The following is a 26,817-nucleotide window of genomic DNA, read 5'->3' on the forward strand; positions in this document are numbered from 1 at the left end:
GTGAGATTGGTCCAAGAAATTATGTAATTTCGCGAATCTTAAACTGTTTACCTTTGATATTGCAGTTTGCCAGTTTGCGCATAACAACGTCGACCACATCGCGATCTACAGCGACATAAGACATAAATTCAAATACATTAATTTTGCCGACTTGATCTTTGCTGATGCCAACGTCACCTGTTAATGCGCCGAGAATATCACCAGGACGTAATTTATCTTTCTTGCCGCCCGAAATGCAGATGCTGATTTTTGGTGCGATTAAGGCAGTCTGTTCATTGTTTGCCTGATTTGCTTCTATCAATTGATCAAGCGAATGCCAAGTTACACTTTGATTTTGATATTCTTCAATTAATCGCACCCATTTTTTTTCATTTGGAGCGGCGAGCGTGAGCGCTAATCCGCGCTCGCCTGCGCGTCCTGTTCTGCCTATGCGGTGAATATGTACTTCTGTATCTTTAGAGACATCGACGTTGATGACCGCACCGAGAGATTGAATATCAATTCCGCGTGCGGCTACATCGGTTGCCACCAAGACTGAGCAACTTTGATTCGCAAATAAGACCAAAATCTCATCGCGATCGCGTTGTTCCATATCGCCATGCAGTGCCAGAGCGGTGATTCCTTGCTGTTGTAATTCATGCGCCAATTCGTCGCAATGAATTTTGGTATTGCAAAACGCGATACTCGACACCGGTTGGTAGTGAAACAGTAATTGGCTGACGGCAGCATTTCTGTTTTCAGACGTGACTTCAAAGAACAGTTGCTCAATTTGCTGGCTGGCGTGTTGACTCTCTACTTTGACTTCGACCGGGTCTCGCAGAAAACTGGATGTCGCATTACGCATGTCGGCCGGATAGGTTGCAGAAAACAATAAGGTTTGTCGGCGCGGTGAGCAAGCTGCGACGATGCCGACGATATCTTCAAAAAATCCCATATCAACCATGCGATCCGCTTCATCCAATACCAATGTTTGCACAGTGGCAAGGTTAATACTATTGCGTCCTATATGGTCGAGTAAGCGTCCGGGCGTGCCGACGACGATGTGCGCGCCGTGCTCAAGTGAAGCTATTTGTGGGCGCATAGGCGAGCCACCACAAAGGGTTAGTATTTTCACATTGGGAGTGGCGCGTGCAAGTCGGCGTAGTTCATTAGAAACCTGATCTGCCAATTCTCTGGTGGGGCAAACGACCAGACCCTGCGTCGCAAAATAGCTAGGGTTGAGTTTGCTCAAAATGCCGATGCCAAACGCCGCTGTTTTACCGCTACCGGTTTTGGCTTGTGCAATCAAGTCGCGTTGTTCGAGCATGACCGGAATGCTGGCGGCTTGAATTTCTGTCATTTCCAGGTAACCAAGACCCTCTAAATTACTGATTAAGGCTGGGTTTAATGGCAGATTAGAAAAACGCTTGGAATTCGGTGTGGAGTTAGTGCTCATATTTTTGTGCTGACTTTGTACTCAATGAAGGCCGAAGTCTAACAGTTGCAGCAGGGAAGCACCATCGTTGCGCTGATAATCTGCCCGGAGATAGAAGACACACTCTGTTTCTGATTTTTGCCCAAACCCCAAATGAATCTTCAGCTTTTGATTATTTAGTGCAAATTAGTGCAAATTAATGCAAATTAAGCATTGCTTTAAGATTGTGTTAATAGACATGTTCCCTAGAGTAATGGGTTTCATGCTAAAATCTAAGGTTAGATGAATTCTTGAAATTTTGTCTTAACCCTTTCTTTTTATTGGAGTTTTTAGATGGCTATCGAACGTACATTATCAATCATCAAACCTGACGCAGTTGCAAAAAACGTTATCGGTCAAATCGTCAGCCGCTTTGAAGGCGCTGGCTTGAAAGTTGTTGCAGCTCGCTTGACACAATTGTCCCGCGCTGAAGCAGAAGGTTTCTACGCTGTGCACGCTGCACGCCCATTCTTCAAAGACTTGGTTGATTTCATGATCTCTGGTCCAGTTTTTGTACAAGTATTGGAAGGCGAAAACGCGATTTTGACAAATCGTGATTTGATGGGCGCAACAGATCCTAAGAAGGCAGAAAAAGGCACAATCCGCGCTGATTTCGCTGAATCTATCGATGCAAACGCAGTTCATGGTTCTGATGCTGCTGAAACAGCTGCCAACGAAATCGCTTACTTCTTCCCAGCATTGAACGTATATTCACGTTAATCTGTATTGAAGTAGACGTATTGTAATTATTGGCATTATTAGTTTGATTAGTTTTAACTGGAGCGAATGCTTCAGGCGCGAAAGAAGATTTAAATGACGGCACTCACCAACTTATTGGATTTTGATCCTGCACAACTCGTAGCATATTGCGGCGAGTTGGGTGAGAAGCCGTTTCGCGCAAAACAATTGCAGCGCTGGATACACCAATTCGGCGCTAGCAATTTTGATGAAATGACGGATCTGGCAAAATCATTGCGAGAGAAGTTGGCTGGCCGTGCGCATATTTCCGCTCCAGCCGTGATTAGTGATCACACGTCGACCGATGGGACTCGTAAGTGGCTAGTCGATGTCGGTAATGGAAATGCGGTTGAGACCGTATTTATCCCAGAAGAAAATCGTGGCACCTTGTGTATTTCTACGCAAGCTGGCTGCGCCGTTAATTGCCGTTTTTGTTCTACTGGCAAACAAGGATTTAATCGTAATTTAAGCGTAGGTGAAATCATCGGCCAGTTGTGGATGGCTGAGTTTGAGTTGCGCCGAACTAAAGGCATAGAGCCGGGTCCTAAAGGCGAACGCCAGATTACCAATGTAGTGATGATGGGCATGGGCGAGCCACTATTGAATTTCGAACCCACAGTGACTGCGTTGAAATTGATGTTGGATGACAATGCCTACGGCTTGTCACGTCGTCGTGTGACCTTGTCGACGAGCGGTGTCGTGCCAATGATCGACAAGTTATCGAAGGAATGCCCGGTAGCGATGGCTGTATCTTTGCACGCATCGAACGATCAATTGCGCGATGGTTTGGTGCCATTGAATAAGAAATATCCGCTACATGAACTAATGGACGCTTGTCGTCGTTATTTGGAGTTCGCGCCGCGCGACTTTATTACTTTCGAATATTGTATGTTGGACGGTGTGAATGATACCGATCAACATGCACGTGAACTGGTCGCTTTGGTGAAAACGGTTCCGTGCAAATTTAATTTGATTCCGTTTAATCCTTTCCCTGAATCTGGTTTGAAACGCTCACCAAATGTGCGCATTAAATTGTTTGCACAAATCTTGATGGACGCTGGTATTGTTACAACTGTGCGTAAAACGCGTGGCGACGATATTGATGCAGCTTGCGGTCAGTTGGCGGGGGAGGTGCAAGATAGAACGCGGGTGCAAGAACGCATGCAACAAATGTCTGAATATCAGAAAAAATTTGGTCCCAATTTTGGCAAAATTACGGAGATAAAATAATGCGATTTCACAAGTCGACTTTTGTACTAATAGTTTCTTTTTGTGCGATGTTGTTGTCGGCTTGTTCAAGCTTAAAATCTTCTGATTCGCTTGACGATGAAAAAACAGTTTCTGAAAGCCCTGAAATTCAGCGTCGTGTGTCAATTCGTATGCAGCTTGCGGTTGATTATTTCAAAGAGGGGCAATATAAGTTAGCTCTAGAAGAAATTCGTAACGTAATTAGTTTGTCTCCGAAGATGGCGAATGCTTATAGTCTTCGTGCTTTGATTCAAATGGAAATGAGTGATCCTCAGCGTGCAGAAGAAAATTTTCTCTTCGCATTAAGGCTGGATCCGACTAATTCTGAAATTCGTAATAACTATGCGTGGTTCTTGTGCCAGAACGGGCGTGAAAAACAAGCTTTACCCTTGTATGACAAGATATTGATGGATAGAAGTTATCCAACACCTTTAAAAGCCATGATGAGTGCGGGTGTGTGTAGTTTGCGTATGAAGGATATTGTCAGCGCAGAGAAGTATTTTTTGATGGCGTTTCAAGAGGATTCGAACAATCCTTCTGTGAATGCTAATTTGGCTAAAGTCTATTACGATCGAGCGGAATATAGCAGGGCAAGACCATATATTCAACGTGTTCTGAAAGAAGAGATTTTTGCCGCCGATGTGCTGTGGATCGCGATAAAAATCGATAATAAATTGGGAGATCAAGCGTCGGTGAATGGTCTTGGAACACAGTTGCGGCGTCGACATCCAAATTCTAGAGAATTTGCTTTGTTTCAAAAGGGTGCTTTTAATGAGTGATGGAATGCAAATGGCTATGTCTGATTCACAAGAAGAAAAAACGGTATCTGATAACGCAATAAAAGCACTGACAACCGGGGAACAACTTGCCGCAAGTCGTCAGGCCAAGAATTGGACAGTGCAATTTGTGGCCGAACAATTAAAGCTGTCTCAGGTGCAAATAGTTGCCTTGGAGGCGGATAATTTTGACGCTTTGCCGAAGATGGTGATCGTGCGTGGATTTGTTCGTGCATACGCAAAATTATTGAAAGTTAATGGAGATGGTTTAGTCGCCGCATTGCCAAGAGACACAGAGCCAGTGCAACTGGAGACGTCTTTGCGTCCAGCATTGTCGACTCCGTTTATTGATTCGAGATTGTCTCTGCAAGGGCAGCATGACAATAACCGCAGATATATTATTGGTGCTATCACATTGCTGATCATTGTGGGTTTGTTCTTATTGTTGCAGGTGACAGAGTTTGGTAAGAGTTTTGGGACGATTTTTGATAAGAAAAATGCCTCGGCCTCTTCAGTGGCTAGTGCGCTAGCGGTCGAAAGTGCCAGTGTTTCGACACCTAATGATTTGCCAGCGACTCAAAACGCTGAGCAGTCATCGGCATTGCAAGGTACGGATGCAAGCCCTACTGCCATCGCTGCGTCGAATGAAAAAACTGTACCGACAATAGAAGTTGCTCAGGCTCCGTTGGAAAAAGCAGGCGCGACACCGGTGCAAACCCCAGATGTTAAAGCTACTAACAGTGGGGCTGTAATCGCTGCGCCTAGTACAAATGGGAATGTAGTTGCAAATACCGCTGCAAACGCCGCAGCAAACCCTGTGAAGACTACGCCAGTGAGCGTGCCAGCAGTCACAGAGTTGTTTGTCCTAAAATTTCGTCAAGATTCCTGGATACAAGTTAAAACTGAGAGTGGCACGATATTGAGCTCGCATTTGGCAAAGGCAGGAACAGAAGAATCTTTTAGTGTTAAGCAGGCCTTGAATGTCAAACTGGGCAATGCGGCTGGTGTCGATGCGATATTGCGAGGTGAGCCTTTGTCCGTATCTTCAGATCGTGGCAATAATGTCGCCAATTTTGTGGTGAAGTAATTATGTTGGTTGACTTAAAAGAAATTGCTTGCGGTGCCAGAACACGTCGAATTGCGCGCTCTGTCAAGATTAGTTATAAAGATCGTATCGTCGTCGTTGGTGGAGATGCGCCGGTAGTGATTCAATCCATGACCAATACCGATACCGCAGATGTCATTGGGACTGCGATTCAAATCAAAGATTTAGCTCGTGCAGGATCGGAATTAGTTCGTATCACTGTCAATAATCCCGAAGCTGCACAGGCAGTTCCGGCGATACGTGAGCAGCTTGATCGTATGGGAATTGATGTGCCGTTGGTGGGAGATTTTCATTACAACGGCCATACCTTGCTAAAGGATTTTCCAGAGTGCGCGCAAGCTTTGTCAAAATATAGAATTAATCCCGGTAATGTAGGGCAGGGCGCTAAGCGTGACACGCAGTTTGCACAAATGATAGAAATGGCTTGCAGATACAGTAAGCCAGTGCGAATCGGCGTGAACTGGGGCAGTTTGGATCAAAATTTGTTGGCACGTATCATGGATGAAAATTCGCAACGTGCAACACCTTTAAGTGCCCAGACGGTGATGTATCAAGCTTTGATTACTTCTGCTATTGAGAGTGCACAGAGAGCTGAAGAATTAGGTATGCCTGGTGATCAAATTATTTTGTCTTGCAAGGTGTCTGGTGTGCAAGATTTGATCGCTGTTTATCGTGAGATTTCCCAGCATTGCGACTATCCTCTGCATTTGGGTTTGACCGAAGCTGGGATGGGTAGCAAAGGAATCGTAGCATCAACTGCTGCTTTGTCTGTTTTGTTGCAAGAAGGTATAGGCGATACTATCCGTATTTCGCTGACGCCAGAGCCGGGCGGTGATCGCTGTAAAGAAGTATTTGTCGCGCAAGAAATTCTGCAAACCATGGGCTTGCGTAAATTTATGCCGATGGTGATTGCTTGCCCCGGATGTGGACGTACTACGTCGACGGTGTTTCAGGAATTAGCCGATGATATTCAATCTTTCTTGCGTGAGCAAATGCCAGTTTGGAAAGAACAATATCCAGGCGTGGAAGGTATGAATGTTGCAGTCATGGGTTGTATTGTTAATGGGCCCGGCGAATCGAAGCATGCGCATATAGGAATCAGTTTGCCAGGTACTGGCGAATCACCAGCGGCGCCAGTGTTTATTGATGGAGTAAAAGCGATGACTTTACGCGGTGATAATATCGCGCAAGACTTTCAGAAAATTGTTCTGGATTATGTGCAAAGCCATTACGCTCCAGTACCTTAACTTTGTGTGGAAATAGATCGCGTAAATTGGAATAGGTAAATTGGTCAAACTGAGTTGGTCAAACTAAGTCAAACTAAGTCAAACTGAGTCAAACAAGAATTGAAAATGAATTGGAATTGCAGGAATGTCCGAAAATAAAAAAGTAGAAAAAATCAGTGGTATTAAGGGGATGAATGACATTCTCCCCGAGCAAGCTGCGCTCTGGGAATTGTTTGAAAATACTGTGCAGTCAGTATTGAAAAGCTACGGCTTTCAACAAATGCGTACACCTATCGTTGAAGCTACGCCACTGTTTGCGCGTGGCTTAGGGGCTGTCACTGATATCGTTGAGAAAGAAATGTATTCTTTCGAAGATTCTATGAATGGCGATAAGCTGACGTTACGCCCAGAAAACACTGCGGGTATCGTACGGGCAGTGCTTGAGCATAATTTAACTTATGATGGTCCTAAGCGAGTTTGGTACAACGGCCCGATGTTCCGTCATGAAAAACCACAGCGTGGTCGTTATCGCCAATTTCATCAAGTTGGCGCGGAAGCTTTGGGATTCGCAGGGCCAGATATTGACGCTGAATTGATCGTAATGTGTCAGCGCCTGTGGGATGATCTCGGCTTACAAAATATCCGTTTGGAACTCAATTCTATTGGTGATGCGGAAGAGCGTAATCGTCACCGAGCAGATTTGATTAGCTATTTTGAGCAGCATAAAGATTTATTGGACGCGGAAGCGCAGCGTCGTTTGTATTCAAATCCTTTGCGGATTCTTGATACGAAGAATCCGGCTTTACAGGAAATCGTTAACAGCGCACCTAAACTTTTAGATTATTTGGGTGAGGAATCCTTAACGCATTTTGAAGGATTGCAGAAAATTCTTCGTCACAACAGTATTCCATTCACTATCAATCCACGTCTGGTACGCGGCATGGATTATTACAATCGCACCGTGTTTGAATGGGTTACTGACGAACTCGGCTCGCAGGGTACGGTTTGCGGTGGTGGTCGTTACGATACTTTATTTACGCTGTTTGGCGGTAAACCCACGCCAGCATGTGGATTCGCAATGGGTGTTGAGCGTCTATTGGAATTAATGAAGGCGAACGGGGACGCTGATTTGAGTAGTAGTTGCGACGTTTATCTTGTGCATCAAGGTGAGCAAGCACAGATGCAATCTTTTGTTTTAGGTGAGCGTTTGCGTGATGCAGGCCTAGATGTTGTGTTACATTGCGCATCTGCTACGGGAGTCGGAAGTTTCAAATCGCAAATGAAAAAGGCAGACGCTAGTGGAGCGGCGTTTTCTGTCATCATTGGTGAGGATGAAGCTGTTGCCAATACAGTTACGGTAAAATCGATGCGCTCAGACGATTTTGAGAATAATCAAGTTAGTGTTCCATTTGACACTGCAGTTGACTATTTAGTTGATCAAATTGTCGGGGCGGAACACGACGAATCCCAATGCGATAATCCTAATCATATTCACATTCATCATTAAAATTAATTAAAAATGGCATACGATCTCGAAGAGCAAGAACAAATAGACACCCTCAAAGCTTGGTGGAAGCAATATGGTAATTTGGTTACCTGGTTGTTGATCGCAGGTTTATCCTCTTTTGCAGGGTGGACTGCATGGACTAATTATCAGTACGGTCAAGCGGCGCAAGCATCCGCGATTTATGACGAATTGCAGCGCGCGGCGAGTTTGAAAGACAACGCAAAAGTGCAGGGCGCAGCTAGTAATTTAGTGGAAAAATATAGCCGCACATCTTACGCAACGATGGCTGCCTTAGCTGCGGCAAAAAGTGCGTTCGATGCAAATGATTTGAAATCTGCAAAAGTGCAATTGAATTGGGTCGTGGACCACGGTCAAAGCAAAGAATTTCAAGCAATCGCTAAATTACGTCTGGCTTCGATATTGTTGGATGAAAAAAATTATGACGAGGCATTAAAAGTGCTGAACGGTGATTTTTCTGCTGAGTTCGAAGCCGATGTTTTAGATCGTAAAGCTGACGTATTCGTTGCGCAAAACAAGATTAAAGAAGCACGTGAAACGTATAAGTCCGCACTCGATAAAATGGGTGAGAAGCACGCCGGAAGACAGTTGGTGCAAATCAAGCTGGATGCACTGGGTGGCGCGATTGAAGCGAAAGTAGCTGTTACTTCTGAAAAAAAATAATATGAAATTAACTATGTTTTCACGCGGTCTATTGGTGTCCTTCATAAGCGTAGGCTTGTTGAGCGCCTGTTCTAGTTTGTCTTGGATGAATCCCTTCGCTAAAGAAGATACTAAGAACGCACCTGCCGTGCTTCAAAACTTTACAGCCAGCATGTCAGTAAAAAATGCATGGACAATTAATTTGGGAACCGCTGGAGATTATTTTTTCAGTCCTGCCATTGTTGGCTCTGATGTTTATGCGGCCAGTGCGGATGGTACCGTCGTTAAAATTAATAGCCTTACAGGACAAGTTGCCTGGAAATCTAAAGCGGAATTGCCTTTGACGGCGGGCGTAGGCGCCAATGCAAAGGCGGTTGCTGTTGCAGGCGAAAAAGGTGTTTTATTTGTATTTGATGATCAGGGGAAATTCCGTTGGAAGGCTCAGGCGAGTAGTGAGATCCTGTCGGCACCTGCTGTAGCTGAAGGCGTCGTTGTCGTTCATAGTATAGATAACCGTATCTCCGCTTTTGATATCGAAACAGGCGCTCTGAAGTGGATGGTTGAGCGGCCTTTACCAGTGCTTACTTTGCGCATGGTGACAGGTATTACTATCAAAGATCAGCAAGCAATTATCTCAACCCCAGGCGGTAAATTGATTGACTTAGCGCTGCAAAATGGTGGCTTGCGTTGGGAGGCGACAGTTGCTGAAGCAAAGGGCGCAACTGAGCTTGAGCGGATTGTCGATATGTCTGGTGCGCCGGCTTTGGTCGGTAACACAACTTGTGCTGCTAGTTATCAAGGGCGCGTGGCTTGTTTTGATGTGAGTAATGGTGCATTAAAATGGGCAAAAAATATTTCTAGTGAAGTAGGCGTTGCTGCAGATGAGCGTTTTGCTTTTGCTGCGGACAATATTGGTGGCGTATTTGCTTACGACATCAATGGCGGTGCTACTGCCTGGAAAAACGATAAACTGACCAACCGTGGACTGTCCACGCCAACCTCATTTGGACGTTCGGTTGTCATCGGTGATCGTTTCGGCTTTTTGCATTTCCTTTCAAGAGAAGATGGTTCTTTCCTGGCGCGTATGCCGACGGATGGAAGTAAGATTATGTCTGCCCCGGCTGTAGTCGGTAATAGCCTGATAGTACAAACTAAATCAGGTGCTGTTGTCGCATTTGCGACGGAATAAATTAATGAAACCAGTTATAGCTTTAATCGGTCGACCAAATGTCGGCAAGTCTACTTTATTTAATCGCTTGACTCGCACACGCGATGCTTTGGTGGCCGATTTGCCAGGATTAACCCGTGATCGTCACTATGGTGAAGGGCGGGTCGGCGAACGTCCATTTTTAGTGATTGATACTGGCGGTTTTGAGCCCGTTGCCAAAGAAGGCATCATGCATGAGATGGCGAAACAAACCAAGCAAGCGGTTGCTGAAGCCGATGTGGTTATTTTCCTGGTGGATGGGCGTCAAGGTCTGACACCACATGATAAGACAATTACTGACTTTTTGAGAAAGTCGGGTCGTTCCGTCATGTTGGTGGTGAATAAAGCAGAAGGCATGCGTTACACCAGTGTAGCGGCCGATTTTTATGAATTGGGCTTAGGTGATCCATATGTGATTTCATCGGCGCATGGCGACGGTGTTACCGACTTGGTTGAAGAAGCTTTGAATATTGCTTACGCTTCGCGCCCGGATGAGCCTGAAGAAAATCTCGATGCTGCAAAAGGCATTAAGATCGCCATCGTTGGTCGTCCTAATGTCGGTAAATCGACTTTGGTAAATACCTTGCTTGGTGAAGAGCGCGTCATTGCATTCGATATGCCTGGGACTACCCGTGATTCCATCGAAATACCTTTCGAGCGAGATGGCCAACAGTACACTTTAATTGACACGGCCGGCATTCGCCGTCGTGGCAAAGTTTTTGAGGCGATTGAGAAATTTTCGGTTGTGAAGACACTGCAATCCGTTTCAGAAGCCAATGTTGTGCTGTTGCTGTTAGATGCGCAGCAAGATATTTCTGAGCAAGATGCCCACATTGCTGGTTTTATTTTGGAATCCGGTCGTGCACTGGTCGTTGGCGTGAATAAATGGGATGGTTTGCAAAGCGATAGACGCGATGAAATTAAGATGGATATTGAGCGCAAATTAAATTTCCTGACATTTGCGAAATTCCATTTTATTTCTGCTTTGAAGTCGACTGGAATTGCGCCGCTGATGAAATCTATCGATTCTGCCTATGAAGCGGCGATGGCGAATTTATCGACACCAAAATTGACTCGCGCATTGATCGAAGCGGTTGAGCATCAGCAGCCCAAACGTAAAGGCTCGATTCGTCCTAAGATGCGTTATGCACATCAAGGTGGACAAAATCCACCAATTATTGTGATTCATGGCAATGCCTTGGATGCGATTGGTGATGTCTATAAGCGTTATTTAGAAAAGCATTTTAGAGAAACCTTTAATTTGACGGGAACACCATTACGTATAGAAATGCGCTCTGGTAAAAACCCATTTACCAAAGATTCGAAGTAAAAGCTTAAATATTGCAAACTAAGCTTCGCTTAAAGGCTTAGTAGTATTTTAAAAATTTGTTTCTCGTGGTATCTTAATTATCTTTTGGACACTTGTAATCTTGAAAGGTGTCCCCAACTCCTAATCACAACAACACAATGGAGCTGTTATGAGCAATAAAGGGCAACTGTTACAAGACCCATTTTTGAATGCGTTAAGAAAAGAACACATTCCTGTTTCAATTTACTTGGTCAATGGTATTAAATTACAAGGACATGTTGAATCATTTGATCAATATGTCGTTTTGTTGCGTAATACAGTGACACAAATGGTTTATAAACATGCGATCTCGACCGTGGTGCCTGCTCGTGCAGTAAGTATCAACTCAGATGCAGAAGCAGAGTAATTATTGTTGAATTTCTTGAGTAATCGTTTTTCATACAGGTTCCTATGCGCGCCGCACTAGTTGGCGTGGACTTCGGTAAAGGTGATTTTGCCGCAAGTTTAGACGAACTTTCTCAGCTCGCGTTATCAGCGGGAGCTGAGACCATCACAAGCATTGCATGTAAGCGATCTAGCCCTGATGCAGCCTTATTTATCGGCTCCGGTAAAGCGGATGAAATCTCACATGCTGTCATTGATCTTAATTTAGATCTTGTCATTTTTAATCACGCATTATCCCCGGCACAACAGCGAAATTTGGAGCGGCACCTCAAAATTCGTGTCGTTGACAGAACTAGTTTAATTCTCGATATTTTTGCTCAACGTGCTAAAAGTCACGAAGGTAAAGTTCAGGTTGAGCTGGCTCAACTACAGCATTTGGCCACACGATTAGTACGCGGTTGGACGCATCTAGAGCGACAAAAGGGTGGTATTGGCTTGCGTGGTCCCGGTGAAACGCAGTTGGAAACTGATCGTCGTTTGCTTGGCGAGCGTGTCAAAATGCTCAAGGCAAAGATGGAAAAGTTGCACAAGCAACGCGAGACCCAGCGCCGTTCGCGAGGACGAAGCAATACATTCACAGTATCTTTAGTCGGTTACACAAATGCGGGTAAGTCAACCCTGTTTAATACTTTGACTAAAGCCGGAACTTACGCTGCAAATCAGCTTTTTGCTACGCTCGATACAACTTCGCGTCGCCTCTATCTCGAAGGTGCCGGAAATATCGTCGTTTCTGATACGGTCGGTTTTATCCGTGATTTACCGCATCAATTGGTGGCTTCTTTTCGCGCCACACTGGAAGAAACGATTCATGCAGATTTATTATTGCATGTGGTCGATGGTGGTAGTGCAGTCAGGAATGATCAGATTGAGCAGGTGAACCATGTCTTAAAGGAAATCGGCGCTGATCATATTCCGCAATTGTTGGTATGGAATAAGATTGATCAAGCGGACCTCTTACCTGCGATAGAGCGCGATGAATATGGTAAAATTAACAGAGTTTTCGTTAGTGCAAAAAATGGCCAGGGTATCGATTTGTTGCGTGATGCGATCGTAGAATTAATGCAAAAAACGCAGGTCAGTTCTGAATTGAGTGCTGAAATAGGCGCTGAACTTTTGTCTGAAGAATGAGACTTCGGTTTATTTTTCTTTTGTTTTATTTGAGTAAATTTAATAATTTATCGGGTAAGTAACGCATGCGAATATCCTTCCTCAATCGCCTCAAGCCCTTACTGTCTTTGAATGATCCTCAATGGGGACGTGGTTCAAAAGACGATAAGCCAGGCGGTAAAAAGCCAGAAGATGGTCCTCCTGATTTAGATCAGTTGTGGCGTGACTTCAATCAATCAATCGCTCGCATATTTGGTAGGAATGGTGGTGGCGATAGTGGTGGAAATACACCTAACGACTCGATGTTTGCCAAAATTGGTTTTGGTGTGATTGTTGCGGTGCTCGGATTTTTTTGGATGATCAGTGGATTTTTCATTGTGCAAGAAGGCCAGACTGGCGTAATTACGACATTTGGAAAATATAGCTATCAAGCGAATTCCGGTTTTAACTGGCGCTGGCCAACGCCGATTCAGGCACATGAAATTGTGAATGTGCAACAGGTGCGTACAGTTGAGGTCGGCTATCGCAATAACGTCAAGAACAAGCAGCCTAAAGAAGCATTGATGTTGACGGATGATGAAAATATTATCGATATTCAATTCGCGGTTCAGTACAAGCTGAAGGATGCGGCAAAATGGTTGTATAGCAATCGCGATCAAGAAGAGATGATACGTCAGGTTGCAGAGACTGCGATTCGTGAAATTGTCGGTCGTAGCAAAATGGATTTTGTCCTGTACGAGGGGCGCGAAAAAGTCGCATTGGACGTCAATGTATTGATGCAGCAAGTACTTGATCGTTACGATTCTGGCGCTCAGATAACAAATGTGACGATGCAGGCCGTGCAGCCACCTGAGCAAGTTCAGGCGGCGTTCGATGATGCTGTGAAAGCTGGCCAGGATAAAGAGCGTCAAAAGAATGAAGGTCAGGCATACGCCAATGACGTAATTCCTAAGGCGCGCGGTGAAGCATCACGTTTGTTGCAGGATGCTGAAGGTTATCGCTCTAAAGTGGTTGCGAATGCGGAAGGTAACGTAGCGCGCTTCAAACAAGTTTTGGTTGAATATCAAAAAGCGCCGGGCGTTACGCGTGATCGTATGTATCTCGAAACTATGCAACAGATTTTTTCCAGCACGACGAAGTTGATGATGGACACAAAGAGTGCAAATAACATGATTTACTTGCCCCTAGATAAGCTGAATTCTCAAGGTGATGCAGCGAAATCCAGCGTGCCTGCTGCGGTGAGTACAATGCCGACCGAGACGATGTCCACAGTGGAAGTTCGGGGAACTAAAGATGGTCGCGCCCGCGATTCTCGTGATAGGGAGTCACGATAATGAATAAATTTATTTCTTCTGTACTGGCGTTAATTATTGTTGGAATTGCCGCCTACTCAACCATTTTTGTGGTTGATCAAAGATCACATGCAATCGTGTTTGCACTGGGTGAAGTGAAATCAGTAATCAGTGAGCCTGGATTGCATTTCAAATTGCCGCCACCATTCCAAAATGTGATGTTTTTGGATAAACGTATTTTGACGATAGAGTCTCCCGAAGCGGATCGTTTTATCACTGCAGAAAAGAAAAATATTTTGGTGGATACCTATGTGAAATGGCATATCACAGAACCAAAATTGTATTTTGTCAGTTTCAACGGTGAAGAAAGTCGTGCTCGTGATCGTTTATCACAAATCGTAAAAGCTGCATTGAATGAAGAAATTACCAAGCGTTCAGTACGCGATGTGATTTCTGGTGAACGCGACAAAGTCATGCAAGCGATCCGCAAAAAAGTGACAGACGAAGCGAAGCAAATCGGTGTTGAAATTGTCGACGTGCGTTTGCAACGGGTTGACTATGTTGAGCAGATCAATAATTCCGTTTATGAACGTATGAAAGCTGAGCGTAGTCGCGTAGCAAATGAATTACGTTCCACGGGCTTTGCTGATTCTGAAAAGATTCGTGCAGATGCAGATCGTCAACGCATAGTGATTTTGGCGGAAGCGTATAAAGAAGCACAAACCGTCAGTGGTGCGGGTGATGCGGAAGCAGCGAAAATCTATTCGCAAGCTTTTAGTCAGAATGCGGAGTTCTACAAGTTCTACCGCAGTCTTGAAGCCTATCGTGCCAGCTTTAAGAACAAGAGTGATGTGATGGTGGTTGATCAAAACTCAGAATTCTTCAAATATTTTAAAGCGCCGGGAACCGGAACCGCCGGAGTTGCGCCGAAAAAATAATTCGTATTCGTATTTAAAAGTGGGTGTCGTTAGTTAGACTGCATTTCATTTCGAATTGCAGTCTTTCTAGTTTTTGCCTGATCTATTAATGTTTGCAGTATTGTTATTACTGAAGATTGTTTCTTATGCCAAATTGGCTACTCCCAGAAAACATTGCTGACGTCTTGCCTTCGGAAGCACGTAAGATAGAAGAGCTACGTCGCGTTTTATTAGATAATTTCCGTTGCTATGGCTATGAATTAGTCATGCCGCCTATGCTTGAGTACATTGAGTCTTTGTTGACTGGTGCCGGGCAAGATATGGATTTGCGCACCTTTAAATTAGTCGACCAAATTTCTGGACGCACCATGGGTGTGCGTGCAGATATGACGACGCAGGTAGCGCGGATTGATGCCCATTTGCTCAATCGCAAATCGGTGACTCGTTTGTGCTACGCGGGTAGTGTTTTGCATACCCGACCATCAGGTTTGCACGCGACGCGTGAGCCTTTGCAAATCGGTGGTGAAATTTATGGACATGCTGGTCTCGAGGCAGACGCTGAGATTCAGGCGTTGATGCTGGCATCTTTAGCATTAGCGAATATCTCTGAAGTCCGTCTGGATCTATGTCACGTCGGTGTTCTGCGCGCATTGTTGAATAGTGATGCTGCAGCTAAACGACATGAATCGCAATTATTTGCCTTGTTGGAAGCAAAAGATTTGCCAGCATTAAAAGAGTTGACGAAAGACTTTCAGCCTGAAGTTCGTCAAGCTTTATTGGATTTGCCAAATTTATATGGCGACAAGGCAATTATTCAAAAAGCGCGTGAAATTCTGCCCAAACTCGATGGGATTGCGATAGCATTGGATGAATTGGCCTATTTGGTCGATTTGGCGGGTAATGCCAAAGTGACTGTCGATTTAGCGGATTTGCGTGGCTATCACTATCACAGTGGTGTAATGTTCAATGCCTTTGTTCCAGGCTTGCCAAATGCGGTCGCACGCGGTGGTCGCTACGATCACGTGGGTGAGGCATTTGGACGTGCGCGCCCGGCAACTGGATTCTCGTTAGATTTGCGTGAATTGGCGCGCTTGATGCCTTCAGCAGAACGGAAAAATGCGATTTTGGCTCCATGGAGCTCGGATCCAGCACTGCGTCATAAAATAAATGAATTACGCCAGGCGGGTGAAGTGGTGATACAAAATCTGCCAGGCCACGAGAATGAACAGGACGAATTTGAATGCACACGCATGGTCGAATTCGATGGTAGTCAATGGATTTTAAAAACTGTAGGTTGATGAGCGATGTCACAAAATAAACCAGCAAAAAACGTAGTTGTCATTGGTACCCAGTGGGGCGATGAAGGTAAAGGTAAAATCGTCGATTGGTTGACGGATCACGCGCAAGGTGTAGTGCGTTTTCAAGGTGGTCATAATGCCGGCCATACTTTGGTGATTGGTGGTCAAAAGACGGCTTTGCAATTGATTCCTTCTGGGATTATGCGTGCAGGTACGGCTTGCTATATCGGTAATGGCGTGGTCTTGTCAGTTCCAGACCTGTTGCGTGAGATTGATAAGTTGGAAGCGAATGGTGTTGAAGTTTGCTCACGTTTGAAAATCTCTGAAGCTTGCCCAGTCATCTTGCCTTACCACACTGCGCTGGACGCAGCGCGCGAAGCTGCTCGTGGTGCTGCAAAAATTGGTACGACTGGCAAGGGTATCGGTCCAGCTTACGAAGATAAAGTCGCACGTCGTGCAATTCGCGTTGCTGATTTGTTGAATCCAGAGCGTTTCGCTGAAAAGCTCAAAGAAAATCTGGAATATCACAACTATGTGTTGGTGAATTATTTAAAAGCCGAACCTGTTGATTTCCAAAAAACTTATGACGATGCAATGCGCGATGTCGCACGCATCCGTCCTATGGTGACTGACGTTTCTAGCGCTCTACACGCCGCTTACAAGAACGGCGCAAGCCTATTGTTCGAAGGTGCGCAAGGTAGTTTGCTCGATATCGATCATGGTACTTATCCGTTCGTCACTTCAAGTAACTGTGTTGCTGGTAATGCTTCGGCTGGCTCAGGTGTTGGTCCTGGTATGTTGCATTACATCTTGGGTATCACGAAAGCTTACACGACACGTGTAGGTTCGGGTCCATTCCCATCTGAATTGCCGACCGATCAAGGCGTTGGTAAGCATCTGGCGAGTGTTGGTCATGAATTTGGTACCGTTACTGGTCGCGCGCGTCGTTGTGGTTGGTTTGACGCGGCTTTGTTGAAGCGCTCTGTGCAAATTAATGGCGTGTCTGGCATGTGTTTGACTAAGCTGGATGTGTTGGATGGCTTGGAGTCCCTCAAGTTGTGCACCGGCTACACGATTGATGGCAAAGCGGTTGATATTTTCCCAGTTGGTGCTGAAGATGCCGCTCGTTGCGTTGCTGTGTACGAAGAAATGCCAGGCTGGTCTGATTCCACCGTGGGTGCGCAATCCATGGATGCATTGCCAGTCAACGCACGTAACTATATCAAGCGTATCGAAGAATTAGTTGGTGTACCTATTGATATGGTTTCTACCGGTCCAGACCGTGAAGAAACTATCGTATTGCGTCATCCATTTCTGTAATTGATGCTGCAATCGAATTTGTCACTGATATTGAAAAGTTATCGATCTTGAATACTGAGCAAAAAGATTTGTGGGTTTCGTGGGATGAGTATCATCGCGCTATAGAACTCTTAGCATTAAAAGTCCACGAATCGGGCTTGCAGTTCGATCATATTTTGTGCCTGGCGCGTGGAGGACTTCGAATAGGAGATGTCTTTTCGCGCCTATTTAAATTGCCTTTGAGTATACTTTCTGTGAGCTCTTATCGCGGCGCTGCAGGGCAAGATCAGGGACAAATTCAGATCGGTGGAAGTGTTGCCAGTATCGAGAAAAATTTACGAGGCAGAATTTTGCTGGTAGATGATTTGGTTGACTCTGGTATTACATTTCGAGAAGTTCAGCCATGGTTACGTAATCGCTATCCAGAGATTAGCGAAATTAAGAGTGCGGTGATATGGGTGAAATCTGTATCGGTCGTTGTGCCGGATTTTTATTTGGAGTATCTGGAAGGTGCTCCGTGGATTCATCAGCCATTTGAGATTTATGATACTTTGAGTCTGGAAGAGATTGACAGTAAAAGGAGTAGTGAAATTTAGTTGTGGTAAGAGTTCACAGCGCCGACCTCAATTAAGTAAAAGAAGACAGTTCGTTTTATTTCTGGTTTTCTTTTAGTCGGCTTGATTGAGTGAATGGGATGGAATGGCGGCGTCATAGTGAAATTTTCCTCTATGACTTTGCAATATAAATTTCTACGTAGAATAAAAAAGCCGTTGACGAATCAACGGCTTTTCTAAATATTGCTGGTGCCCACGGAGGGACTCGAACCCCCACACCCGAAGGCACATGGACCTGAACCATGCGCGTCTACCAATTCCGCCACGTGGGCAACGAAGAACAAGATTATAAAGTAAAGCCTCATAAAGTCAATGCATAGGCGCCGCAAATATTTGGCCAAGCTAATATCACAAAGAAATTTTATCGATACCGACGATCTGCCTTGGCAAAGACTAGGTATTTTCTAGCGAACCCGATAAACTGTTTACGTCTTTCAAACCAAAACCAGCAAGCATTTTGTATTACCTTATCTAAAAGAGATTCCATCGTTTTGAACAAACATCTTTATTCCATTCCCAGCCGTGAAGATATTCTCGGCGTCTTGCGTACTTCAAAAACAAGTTTGAAGGCAACATCGATTGCAAAAAAATTAGGCGTGAAACCTGAGGAGATCGACGGTATGGCTAAACGACTGAAGGCAATGGAGCGCGAAGGTCAGATTGCGCAGGATAAATTGGGTAACTTTACAGCCTTGGCACAAGATAACGTGATTGTCGGACGCGTAAGTAGTCATCGTGACGGTTACGGTTTCCTTACTCCTGATGATGGCAGCCCAGATTTATTTCTTCCTGAACGTGAAATGGCGCGGATCCTCAATGGCGATCGAGTTACTGCACGCGTAGTTGGCATTGATCGTAAGGGGCGCCTCGAAGGTAGTGTGTCTGAAATTCTGGAACGCGCGAACACGCACATCATTGGACGATTGATTCAAGAAAACGGTGTTTGGCTGATCGCACCAGAAGATAACCGGATCAATCAAGATATCTTATTAGCAGGCTCGCCGGGCAAGGCCAAGGCGGGGCAGGTGGTGAGTGTTGAGTTGCTTGAGCAACCAACTAAATATTCGCAAGCTATTGGTAAGGTTGTGGAAATTCTGGGCGAGATCGACGATCCTGGTATTGAGATTGAAATTGCAGTGCGCAAGTTTGGTGTGCCGCATGAATTTTCCGACGCGGCGCAGAAGGCTGCTAGTAAATTGCCATTTGATGTTGGCGCAAAAGATTTGGATGAGCGTGTTGATTTGCGTGATATCGCTTTGGTCACGATTGATGGAGAAGACGCACGCGACTTTGATGATGCTGTGTATTGCGAGCCCTGCAAAATTGGCCGCGAAAAAGGTTATCGTTTATTGGTGGCGATTGCTGACGTTAGCCATTATGTTAAGCCCAATGACGCGATTGATGAAGATGCGTTATTACGCAGTACGTCAGTGTATTTTCCGCGTCGTGTTATTCCTATGTTGCCGGAAAAATTGTCGAATGGCTTATGCTCGCTTAATCCCAATGTAGATCGCTTGACTCTTGTTTGCGATATGGTAATTTCACTTGATGGCGAAGTCACCGCATATCAATTTTATCCAGCAGTGATCCATTCTGCGGCGCGTTTTACCTATACGGAAGTAGCTGCGATTCTGGGTAATACCAAAGGCCCGGAAGCACACAAGCGTTTGCCGTTGGTGCCACATTTATTGCATCTGTATGAAGTTTTCCAGGTCTTACTGAAAGCACGTCATCGTCGTGGTGCAATCGATTTTGAAACAACTGAAACTTACATCGTCGCGAACGCGGCAGGCAAGATAGAAAAAATTCTGCCACGCACGCGTAATGATGCACATCGCTTGATCGAAGAATGTATGTTGGCTGCCAACGTCTGCGCTGCCAGCCTTTTGCAAGAATTTGAACATCTTGGTGTGTATCGTATTCATGCTGGCCCAACGAAGGAAAAGTTGACTCAGGTTCGTAATTTCTTACGTCAAGTGGGATTGAATTTGATGGGGGGCGACAGTCCATCCGCATCAGATTATGCGCAATTGATGGAAAAAATTAAGAGTCGCCCAGATTCACAATTATTGCAAACGATGTTGCTGCGCTCTATGCAACAGGCGGTGTATAGCCCCGATAATATTGGCCACTTTGGCTTGTCTTACGATGCGTATGCACATTTTACTAGCCCGATCCGTCGTTATCCCGATTTACTCACTCACCGTGCAATTAAAGCGATCTTGCAAGGTAAAAAGTATGAACCTAAGGGCATTGATACCAGCATTTTAAATACGACCATTTCGAATGCAGCACGTAAACAAATGGCTGCTGACAGAGCTGCCGGCAAAGAGCGTCAACAAAAGGAGCAAACAATTTGGGATATGCTCGGAACTCATTGTTCTGCGAATGAACGGCGTGCTGATGAGGCTTCACGCGATGTTGAAGCTTGGCTCAAATGTTATTACATGAAGAGCAAATTGGGCGAAGAATTTACGGGTACGATTTCTGGTGTCACGCAATTTGGTTTGTTCGTGCAATTGGATGAAATGTTTGTCGAAGGTTTAGTCCATATTACTGAACTTGGTGCGGATTATTTCCAATTTGATGAAGCACGTCATGAATTGCGTGGTGAACGCAGCGGCAAACGCTATCAATTGACAGATAAGGTCAAAGTGGTGGTGAGTCGCGTCGATATTGATGCCAGAAAGATTGATTTGTCATTAGCAACTAGTGCTGTGCCAAATCGCTTTCCAAAAACTCGCGAACTTGAAGAAGTCGCTGGCGTTCGGCAAGGAAAGCGGGGTGCTAATTTGAAAGTTGGCCGTGCCACTGACAACGAAAAGCCGATAGCTAGGACCAAAGCGAAAACGCGAAAAGAACCGGCGATTTATGTAGAAACGCCAGCGAATAAGACTAAACGAAAAAAAGTATCTGTAGCGGCAACTCGTGCCGAACGTAAAGCGAAGATTGCGCAACCCACGCGTAAGAAGCGTTAACGCAAATTAGTCAGGTCGTGGCTCAATCAAATTGGGAAGCGATTCGTAAGTGATTCATAAGAAATTTAAATTCCTAAGAAGAAGTGTGCAATGAAAAGTAAAATGATTTTCGGTTTCCATGCCGTGACCTCTCGTATTCGCCATGAAGCCTCATCAGTAGAAGAAATCTACGTAGACAATGATCGTTCAGATCGTCGTATGCAGGAATTGATTCATGCAGCCAAATCAGCCGGTATTCGTATCATTCAGGCTGACGATCAACGCTTGTCGAATATCGTTGGCACCCGTCGCCATCAAGGCGTCGTAGCGAAGGCAGGCGAATTGTCACTCGCGCGCAATTTGGATGAGTTGCTCGATGCAATCGAAGGCCCGCCATTGCTATTGATCTTGGATGGCATTACTGATCCGCATAATTTGGGAGCTTGTTTGCGTGTTGCAGATGGTGTTGGTGCGCATGCAGTGATCGCGCCGAAAGATCGTGCAGTTGGATTGAATGCAACTGCGGAAAAGGTCGCAAGTGGTGCAGCAGAGACTGTTCCTTACATTACTGTGACGAACTTGGCGCGCACAATCCGTGATTTAAAAGAGCGTGATATCTGGATTATCGGTACTTCTGATGACGTTGAGAAAACGATTTATGATGTTGATTTTAAAGGCGGTATTGCGATAGTGATGGGCAATGAGGGTGAAGGCATGCGCCGCTTAACGCGTGAAAACTGCGATATGTTAGTGCAAATTCCAATGATGGGCTCTGTTGAGAGTTTGAATGTCTCGGTTGCTTCTGGTGTATGTTTGTACGAAGCCCGCCGTCAACGTATCGCCGCTCAGTAATCTATTGTCTCGAAATGGCGCTGTGCACCTTTGCTGTGGAACTATTGCGGCATTAGATTTAGAGATTTAGCAGCGCTCAGCGCCATTTCGCAAAAAACATTACACTAGTGTTTTGTTTTTCATTTGCCTTAAGTGCAGCTCTGCACACCTTCAATCTACTCATCTCAGTACCATGTTTAAGCAACTACGCGAAGATATTGCCAGTATCATTCAACGAGACCCCGCCGCTCGTAATACTTGGGAGGTTATGACCTGCTATCCGGGGCTGCAAGCGATAGTCATGCACACCTGGGCTCAGTGGTGCTGGACGCATGGAATGAAGTGGCTGGGGCGCTTTATTGCGCATTTAGCGCGTATATTCACCGGTATAGAAATCCACCCAGGTGCAACAATTGGTAAAAGAGTTTTTATTGATCATGGTTTTGGTGTGGTGATTGGCGAGACCGCAGTGATTGGTGATGACTGCACTATCTATCAAGGTGTCACTTTAGGTGGTACGTCTCTGACGAAAGGTTCTAAACGTCATCCGACTTTAGAGCAGGGGGTGATCGTAGGTGCAGGTGCCAAAGTACTGGGCGGCTTTACGGTAGGTGCTGGCGCAAAGATAGGTTCAAATTCCGTTGTAATTAAGCCGGTTCCTGCAGGCGCGACTGCCGTCGGGAATCCCGCTCATATAGTTCAATCGGCGCAGGACAAAGAATCGACGAAAGAGGTCTTGGCTTTTAGTGCCTATGGATTAAGTGCGAACGGTGACGATCCGATTTCAAAAGCATTCCGCCAATTGACTGAGCATGTTTGTTCTCAGCAAGAACAAATAGAAAAATTACGTGCAGCAATTCAAGTTGCTGGCATAGTCTGTGAAAAATCCCTCAATGAAAAACGCATAGATGCTACAGAGATTTCTCAGTTGGTAGATTGAGAGCTTGATGACTGGGTGAATGTAAATCACTCAAAGCGCCAAATTTAGATGTAGATGAACTCTAAATTGCCTTGCAAATCTAGGCGTAACCATCCTCCACGTTTATCTTCGCTATGGTCGCAATCCCAGTCGGGTAGTACATAGCGTAGACCAGGTTCTTCGTGGTGAATAGCGTTTCTGTGCGTGTGGCCATGAATCAAAATTGCACCTGGATATTGCTGAAGTAGTGTACTGACTGCCTGACGATTAACATCCATGATCGCCATACTTTTGTTTTGTTGCTCAGTGCTGCTAGCTTTACGCATGCTAAGGATGATGGCTTTACGCTCTGCCAAAGGCTTAGCTAAGAATGTCGTTTGCCATTCGCTTTGACGTACCATCGCGCGGAATGCCATGTAATTGGTATCGTCGGTGCAAAGCGCGTCTCCGTGCGAAATGACTAAATGGCGTTTGGCGAGGTGAAGCTCGGTAGGATCTCTTAATAACTCAACTTGGGCTTCATTCGCAAAACCCTTACCCACCAAAAAATCACGATTACCGGCGATCCAAAATATTTTTACGCCAGAGTCATTGAGTGCACGCAAAGCACGAATTATTTTTTGATTATAGGCTTCGTCGCAATCGTCATCGCCAGCCCAATATTCAAATAAATCTCCTAACAAATATAGGCGTTCAGTATTGCGCGCTTGTTCGCTTAAAAAACGCAAAAAGTAGTCAGTTGTTTGCGGTAAGGCATCCGACAAGTGAACGTCAGAAACAAAAAGCGCAAGAGCTTTTTCTTGCGCTTTATTTGAAGAAGTTAGATCAGGCTTGGAGACTGACATCAATAGTTCACTTGATTTGATAAATTCGTCTGATTTTGATTAAACGATTTCAGCTTTTTCAATAATGATATTTTCAACAGGAACATCCGCGAACATGCCTGAGCGAGTGGTTTTTGAAGCAGAAATTTTATCAACAACTTCCTTACCTTCGACCACTTCACCAAAAACACAATATCCCCATCCATCTTGGCCTGGATAATCTAAGAAATCGTTCTTAGTTGTATTTATAAAAAATTGTGCTGACGCTGAGTGCGGGTCGCTTGTACGAGCCATGGCTAATGCATAGCGAATATTTTTCAAACCATTGTTAGCTTCATTTTCGACGTTGCCGTTGGTTGGCTTTTGTTTCATTCCTACCTCGAAACCACCGCCTTGTATCATGAATCCAGCGATAACTCGGTGAAAAATCGTACCGACATAATGACCAGACTCAACATAAGATAAAAAATTAGCGACGGTCTTTGGCGCTTTTTCCGCATTGAGTTCAATTTTGATTGCACCTAAATTGGTGGTAAATAGCACTGCCATGGTGACCTCTTTTTAAAAATAGATATCGTATTGTAATTGAAGCTGATTTGGAATTTGTGGAAAACGCGTCATTAAACGTCAAAGTTGTGAAATTATTTAATTTGTTTGATAGAGATAATTGTGATCGTTTTGACGGGAACATTTTGATGAATACTGACTTCTGTAGTCGGTGTAGATTTGATTTTTTCAACGACATCCCAGCCTTCGATGACTTTTCCGAATGGTGTATATCCGGCTGTAAAAATCAAGGCACGTGCGCGTGGCAAGGTAATTGGCTCACCATTTTTCATGACCTGAACAGGGTCACCCTCAGGGATAGCTTGATAATTGAGAAAGTCATTATTGTTTACATTGATGTAGAACTGTGCCCGAGCAGAGTTGGGATCACTTGTACGCGCCATGGCGATGGTGCCGATATCATTTTTTAGATCATGTTCGAAGGCGATTTTTGCCTCGGAAGGCACTGGATTATCCGTAGGCTTTTCTCGCATTGCGGCGTCCATACCACCACCTTGAATCATAAAATTATCAATCACGCGATGAAATACGGTTTTGTTGTAGTGACCTTTTTTAACGTAGCGCAAAAAATTTTCGACTGTTTTCGGTGCCTTCTCTGGATACAGCTCCAGCACGATATCGCCCATCGATGTTTTGATATTTACCTTAGGTAATTCCTGCGCTTGTGTCAACGTTGCGACCACAGTTAAGAAACCAGCTGCACTCAACTGCAAAAAATGACGGCGAAAATGCATGATCATTATTGACTCCTATGGTGGATATTTGAAATTTTTATGTAAATTTACTTGTGGTTAACTGCCTGTGCGTTCTTGTTTGATCAACCATTTACCATCTTGCTTGACCATTGTGAGCGTCTTTCTGCTGCTAGCCATCAAAGCGCCAGATTGATAATTTTGCCTGAATTTGACTGTCGCGGTATTGCCATCGACATTGATACTAGGCGAGTCAATATTGATGGCAATTTTGCCTTTGCCTTCAATTCTTGTTCGTCGTTCTTCCATCCAAGATTTGCGCGATTCGCCATTTGGCGTTTGAAAATCTTTTGCATAATGCGCCAAATAGGCTTTGGTGTTCTTTGCGCTCCAGACATTGATCCAACGTTTAATTGTTTGCGCAATTTCAGTTTGCGCTGCAGCGTTGGATTTGGCGACATGTGCTTTAGGCGACGTTGTTGTTAGCGCTATTTTACTTTCTGCTTTCGTCGCATTTTTTGCTATAGATTCCGCTTTAGGTGTTTCTTTCGTCGTGGCTTTAGCAACTTCCTGTGCTGGATCTGATTCTAATCTCGGTCCTGCAATTTGACTACTTTCCTCGAATACGATGCGCCATTGTCCTGCTTTTTTGCCCCAATATTGGCGTCGCTTGCTGGAACTGAGTCCCCGATTCGATTGAACATCCAAAATAAAATTGCTGACGATAATATCTTCTTTGCCGGGATATTTGAATTGGGAAACATCACGTAATTTTAGACTGTTGCCTGGCTTGCCCAAAACTTGGGACGTTTTTGGAAACCAGATCGTAGCCGGTTCATTCGCTGCACTCTTGAAAGTCTTTGCATACAATGACAATGCGACGTTAGCGTTTGTGGACGTTAGGCTTTGCTGCCAATTATCTATCAGTCGGCGCGCACTTTGTCGTTCTGCGTTCCAATTGGCACGCGTAATAAATTCAACGCGATCACTGATAATCACTGGTGTTTTTGCGATATCAACGATGGCGGATATTTTTAAGAAATCAGGATTGGAGAGCACAACACATCCATCAGACGCGAGCGGTGCGCGGCTGTAGTTGGTTGACGGAACGCCGTGCAGCCAAATACCCGATCCGCCGCGACCCTTTAACTTATCCCATTCATTGGGATAATTTAAGGGAAGCGCCCCAGGCCCGTAGAAATCTGGAAGCTTGGCACCTGGTAAGCGATTGGTGATGTAATAAACACCGAGAGGGGTGCGTTGATCGCCTTCTTTGAATTTATCCATGCCAAGTTTGCCTTGGCTGACATAATAGTCGCTCAATAATGTTGGAACGCCGCCTATGTTTTCGTATAGATACAACCTTGCACGTTTCGCGTCCATTACCAGCGAATAGCGTTGCTCATCGCTTAACTGTAGCAAGACACTAGGTACCAAATCCTTGTTTGGTTTTTCGGTAATCGCACGCAGTCGCGCTACTGCCTCATCGTTTAAGTCTTTTAATTTATCTTGAGGAGCATTGTTTGCAGCGCCAAATCGTGTGACAGGACGCGTCCTCATCGCGATCAGATCGCCTCGGATTAAGTGTGCTAAATGAAAGTTAGGGTAGGCGATCAAAAGCTCGTCGACTTTCGCTTGCGCCTTTCCTAGTTCATTGTTCGCCAGATGCTTGTATGCCTCGATTAAAAGCAGATCAGGATTTGGGCCAGATTTCTCAATTGGTGCTTGAATTCTATTCGGTGGATTGTTGTTCGCGTACGCGAGATCCATTGAACCGACAATAAGTGAAACGGCTCCAGCTACTAAACATATGAATGTTCCAGCGAG

At 44.9% G+C, this 26,817-nt stretch carries 24 protein-coding genes and 1 tRNA gene; 19 read left to right on the top strand and 6 right to left on the bottom strand.

Features of this window, described 5'->3' with window-relative positions:
- Positions 1–19 precede the first annotated feature (19 nt).
- Positions 20–1,435 carry an ATP-dependent RNA helicase DbpA gene (gene dbpA, locus H8K55_RS15255; RefSeq protein ID WP_186942922.1) on the bottom strand — a complete coding sequence of 472 codons (1,416 nt, stop codon included), beginning with the start codon at positions 1,433–1,435 and terminating at the stop codon, positions 20–22.
- 312 nt (positions 1,436–1,747) lie between these two features.
- Between dbpA and ndk the strand changes: the two genes are divergently transcribed.
- The 16 genes from ndk to H8K55_RS15335 all read left to right on the top strand — a co-directional run bounded on the left by ndk (position 1,748) and on the right by H8K55_RS15335 (position 18,182).
- Positions 1,748–2,173, top strand: coding sequence for a nucleoside-diphosphate kinase (gene ndk, locus H8K55_RS15260; RefSeq protein ID WP_186889323.1), 426 nt, complete (start codon positions 1,748–1,750; stop codon positions 2,171–2,173).
- Between the two features lie 93 nt (positions 2,174–2,266).
- The gene (rlmN, locus tag H8K55_RS15265; protein ID WP_186889324.1) at positions 2,267–3,421 is read left to right on the top strand and encodes a dual-specificity RNA methyltransferase RlmN; all 1,155 of its coding nucleotides are present in this window, start codon (positions 2,267–2,269) and stop codon (positions 3,419–3,421) included.
- Between the two features lie 47 nt (positions 3,422–3,468).
- Positions 3,469–4,218 carry a type IV pilus biogenesis/stability protein PilW gene (pilW, locus tag H8K55_RS15270; RefSeq protein ID WP_186942923.1) on the top strand — a complete coding sequence of 250 codons (750 nt, stop codon included), beginning with the start codon at positions 3,469–3,471 and terminating at the stop codon, positions 4,216–4,218.
- Positions 4,219–4,234: 16 nt separating this feature from the next.
- On the top strand, positions 4,235–5,302 hold the full coding sequence (locus H8K55_RS15275) for a helix-turn-helix domain-containing protein (RefSeq protein WP_186942924.1): 1,068 nt from the start codon (positions 4,235–4,237) through the stop codon (positions 5,300–5,302).
- A gap of 2 nt (positions 5,303–5,304) precedes the next feature.
- Positions 5,305–6,567 (top strand): flavodoxin-dependent (E)-4-hydroxy-3-methylbut-2-enyl-diphosphate synthase, encoded by a 1,263-nt coding sequence (ispG, locus tag H8K55_RS15280; RefSeq protein ID WP_186942925.1) that lies wholly within the window; start codon positions 5,305–5,307, stop codon positions 6,565–6,567.
- 124 nt (positions 6,568–6,691) lie between these two features.
- Positions 6,692–8,053, top strand: a complete 1,362-nt coding sequence (hisS, locus tag H8K55_RS15285; protein ID WP_186942926.1) for a histidine--tRNA ligase — start codon at positions 6,692–6,694, stop codon at positions 8,051–8,053.
- 12 nt (positions 8,054–8,065) lie between these two features.
- Positions 8,066–8,734, top strand: a complete 669-nt coding sequence (locus H8K55_RS15290; protein WP_186942927.1) for a YfgM family protein — start codon at positions 8,066–8,068, stop codon at positions 8,732–8,734.
- Between the two features lies 1 nt (position 8,735).
- Complete coding sequence (bamB, locus tag H8K55_RS15295) at positions 8,736–9,902, top strand: outer membrane protein assembly factor BamB (protein WP_186942928.1); 1,167 nt, start codon at positions 8,736–8,738, stop codon at positions 9,900–9,902.
- 4 nt (positions 9,903–9,906) lie between these two features.
- Positions 9,907–11,250 (top strand): ribosome biogenesis GTPase Der, encoded by a 1,344-nt coding sequence (gene der / locus H8K55_RS15300; RefSeq protein WP_186942929.1) that lies wholly within the window; start codon positions 9,907–9,909, stop codon positions 11,248–11,250.
- A 148-nt stretch (positions 11,251–11,398) separates the two neighbouring features.
- Entirely contained in the window at positions 11,399–11,635 is a 237-nt protein-coding gene (gene hfq, locus H8K55_RS15305) for an RNA chaperone Hfq (RefSeq protein WP_186942930.1), read from the top strand.
- 44 nt (positions 11,636–11,679) lie between these two features.
- Positions 11,680–12,801 carry a GTPase HflX gene (gene hflX / locus H8K55_RS15310; RefSeq protein WP_186942931.1) on the top strand — a complete coding sequence of 374 codons (1,122 nt, stop codon included), beginning with the start codon at positions 11,680–11,682 and terminating at the stop codon, positions 12,799–12,801.
- 65 nt (positions 12,802–12,866) lie between these two features.
- Positions 12,867–14,114, top strand: a complete 1,248-nt coding sequence (gene hflK / locus H8K55_RS15315; RefSeq protein ID WP_186942932.1) for an FtsH protease activity modulator HflK — start codon at positions 12,867–12,869, stop codon at positions 14,112–14,114.
- Positions 14,114–15,010, top strand: a complete 897-nt coding sequence (hflC, locus tag H8K55_RS15320; protein WP_186942933.1) for a protease modulator HflC — start codon at positions 14,114–14,116, stop codon at positions 15,008–15,010. The genes hflK and hflC overlap by 1 nt, the downstream gene beginning before the upstream one ends.
- Positions 15,011–15,135: 125 nt before the next feature.
- A complete protein-coding gene (locus tag H8K55_RS15325; protein WP_186942934.1) occupies positions 15,136–16,287 on the top strand; it encodes an ATP phosphoribosyltransferase regulatory subunit in 1,152 nt (383 codons plus the stop codon).
- A gap of 6 nt (positions 16,288–16,293) precedes the next feature.
- Positions 16,294–17,607: an adenylosuccinate synthase gene (locus tag H8K55_RS15330; protein ID WP_186942935.1), complete on the top strand. Its 1,314-nt coding sequence runs from the start codon at positions 16,294–16,296 to the stop codon at positions 17,605–17,607.
- Between the two features lie 47 nt (positions 17,608–17,654).
- Positions 17,655–18,182, top strand: a complete 528-nt coding sequence (locus tag H8K55_RS15335) for a phosphoribosyltransferase (RefSeq protein ID WP_222612494.1) — start codon at positions 17,655–17,657, stop codon at positions 18,180–18,182.
- Positions 18,183–18,387: 205 nt separating this feature from the next.
- On the opposite strand, the gene H8K55_RS15340 is transcribed toward H8K55_RS15335, so the two are convergent.
- A tRNA-Leu gene (locus H8K55_RS15340) sits at positions 18,388–18,472 on the bottom strand.
- A gap of 219 nt (positions 18,473–18,691) precedes the next feature.
- On the opposite strand from H8K55_RS15340, the gene rnr reads away from it, so the two are divergent.
- The 3 genes from rnr (at position 18,692) to cysE (ending at position 22,928) form a co-directional block, all read left to right on the top strand.
- Positions 18,692–21,178 carry a ribonuclease R gene (gene rnr / locus H8K55_RS15345; RefSeq protein WP_186942936.1) on the top strand — a complete coding sequence of 829 codons (2,487 nt, stop codon included), beginning with the start codon at positions 18,692–18,694 and terminating at the stop codon, positions 21,176–21,178.
- A gap of 90 nt (positions 21,179–21,268) precedes the next feature.
- Entirely contained in the window at positions 21,269–22,009 is a 741-nt protein-coding gene (rlmB, locus tag H8K55_RS15350) for a 23S rRNA (guanosine(2251)-2'-O)-methyltransferase RlmB (RefSeq protein ID WP_186889338.1), read from the top strand.
- Positions 22,010–22,181: 172 nt separating this feature from the next.
- Positions 22,182–22,928 (top strand): serine O-acetyltransferase, encoded by a 747-nt coding sequence (cysE, locus tag H8K55_RS15355; RefSeq protein ID WP_186942937.1) that lies wholly within the window; start codon positions 22,182–22,184, stop codon positions 22,926–22,928.
- A 44-nt stretch (positions 22,929–22,972) separates the two neighbouring features.
- Here cysE and H8K55_RS15360 read toward each other — a convergent pair whose 3' ends face one another.
- From H8K55_RS15360 to H8K55_RS15375, 4 genes are all read right to left on the bottom strand, one after another.
- Entirely contained in the window at positions 22,973–23,752 is a 780-nt protein-coding gene (locus H8K55_RS15360; protein ID WP_186942938.1) for a UDP-2,3-diacylglucosamine diphosphatase, read from the bottom strand.
- 39 nt (positions 23,753–23,791) lie between these two features.
- Positions 23,792–24,280, bottom strand: a complete 489-nt coding sequence (locus H8K55_RS15365; RefSeq protein WP_186942939.1) for a peptidylprolyl isomerase — start codon at positions 24,278–24,280, stop codon at positions 23,792–23,794.
- Between the two features lie 92 nt (positions 24,281–24,372).
- Positions 24,373–25,038, bottom strand: a complete 666-nt coding sequence (locus H8K55_RS15370; protein WP_186942940.1) for a peptidylprolyl isomerase — start codon at positions 25,036–25,038, stop codon at positions 24,373–24,375.
- Positions 25,039–25,089: 51 nt separating this feature from the next.
- On the bottom strand, positions 25,090–26,760 hold the full coding sequence (locus H8K55_RS15375) for a L,D-transpeptidase family protein (RefSeq protein WP_186942941.1): 1,671 nt from the start codon (positions 26,758–26,760) through the stop codon (positions 25,090–25,092).
- Positions 26,761–26,817: the final 57 nt, after the last annotated feature.

This window comes from Affinundibacterium flavidum (assembly GCF_014284175.1).
Classification (GTDB): Bacteria; Pseudomonadota; Gammaproteobacteria; order Burkholderiales; family Burkholderiaceae_D; genus Undibacterium; species Undibacterium flavidum.